Source organism: Paracoccus sp. SY, assembly GCF_002901215.1.
Lineage (GTDB): Bacteria > Pseudomonadota > Alphaproteobacteria > Rhodobacterales > Rhodobacteraceae > Paracoccus > Paracoccus acridae.
Genome location: NZ_NWMQ01000137.1, coordinates 1 through 1,373, shown reverse-complemented (window position 1 = coordinate 1,373; position 1,373 = coordinate 1). Strand labels below are relative to the sequence as shown.

Here is a 1,373-nt window from a genome sequence, read left to right as displayed (position 1 = left end):
GCCACGATGGAATTCGAGGCCGTGGACGAGGGCATCCTGGGCAAGATCCTGATCGCCGAAGGCTCTCAGGGCGTGAAGGTGAACACCCCCATCGCCGTCCTGGTCGAGGAAGGCGAATCCGCCGACGACGTGAAGACCGAGGCACCCAAGACTGAGGCCGCGCCCGACGAGGCGAAATCCGAAGCCCCTGCCGCGTCGGCTGTCGAGCAGGTCAAGACGCCCGAACCCGACCGCAGCCCCGACTGGCCCGAGGGCACCAAGATGAAGACCATGACCGTGCGGGAAGCCCTGCGCGAGGCCATGGCCGAGGAGATGGAACGCGACGAGACCGTCTTCCTGATGGGCGAGGAAGTGGGCGAATACCAGGGCGCCTACAAGATCAGCCAGGGCCTGCTGGACCGCTTCGGCCCGCGCCGCGTCGTCGATACCCCGATCAGCGAGATCGGCTTTGCGGGCATCGGCACCGGCGCGGCCCTTGCCGGCCTTCGTCCCATCGTCGAGTTCATGACCTTCAACTTCGCCATGCAGGCGATGGACCACATCATCAACTCGGCCGCCAAGACGCTGTACATGTCGGGGGGCCAGATGGGCTGTCCCATCGTCTTCCGCGGCCCCAACGGCGCCGCCGCCCGCGTGGCCGCCCAGCACAGCCAGGATTATGCCGCCTGGTATGCGGCGATCCCCGGCCTGAAGGTGGTGATGCCCTATTCGGCAGCCGACGCGAAAGGCCTGATGAAGCAGGCCATCCGCGACCCGAACCCGGTGATCTTCCTGGAAAACGAGATCCTCTATGGCCGGTCCTTCGAGGTTCCGGATCTGCCGGACTTCACCATCCCCTTCGGCAAGGCCCGCATCGCCCGGTCCGGCAAGGACGTGACGATCATCAGCTTCGGCATCGGCATGGCCCATGCGCTGGAAGCCGCCGACAAGCTGGCCCAGGACGGGATCGAGGCCGAGGTGATCGACCTGCGCACCCTGCGCCCCATCGACTATGCCACCATCATCGAATCGGTGAAGAAGACCAATCGCTGCGTCACGGTCGAGGAAGGCTTCCCCGTGGGGTCCATCGGCAACCACCTGTCGGCCTATATCATGGAAAACGCCTTCGATTACCTGGACGCGCCCGTGATCAACTGCACCGGCAAGGACGTGCCCATGCCCTATGCCGCCAACCTGGAAAAGCACGCGCTGATCACGCCCGCCGAGGTCGTGGACGCCGTGAAAAAAGTCACCTACCGCTAAGGGGAACGCGTCATGCCGACAGAAATCCTGATGCCCGCGCTCTCCCCGACGATGGAGGAAGGCACCCTGGCCAAATGGCTGGTCAAGGAAGGCGACATCGTGAAATCCGGCGACATCATCGCCGAGATCGA

At 64.6% G+C, this 1,373-nt stretch carries 2 protein-coding genes; both read left to right on the top strand.

Annotation, left to right across the window (positions count from 1 at the left end; translation table 11 throughout):
* The coding region (locus CK944_RS22120) for a pyruvate dehydrogenase complex E1 component subunit beta (protein WP_103175178.1) at nucleotides 1–1,242 on the top strand (1,242 nt) is incomplete at its 5' end.
* Between the two features lie 12 nt (nucleotides 1,243–1,254).
* Nucleotides 1,255–1,373, top strand: a 119-nt coding sequence (locus CK944_RS22115) for a biotin/lipoyl-containing protein (protein ID WP_146038770.1), incomplete at its 3' end; no start/stop codon positions are given.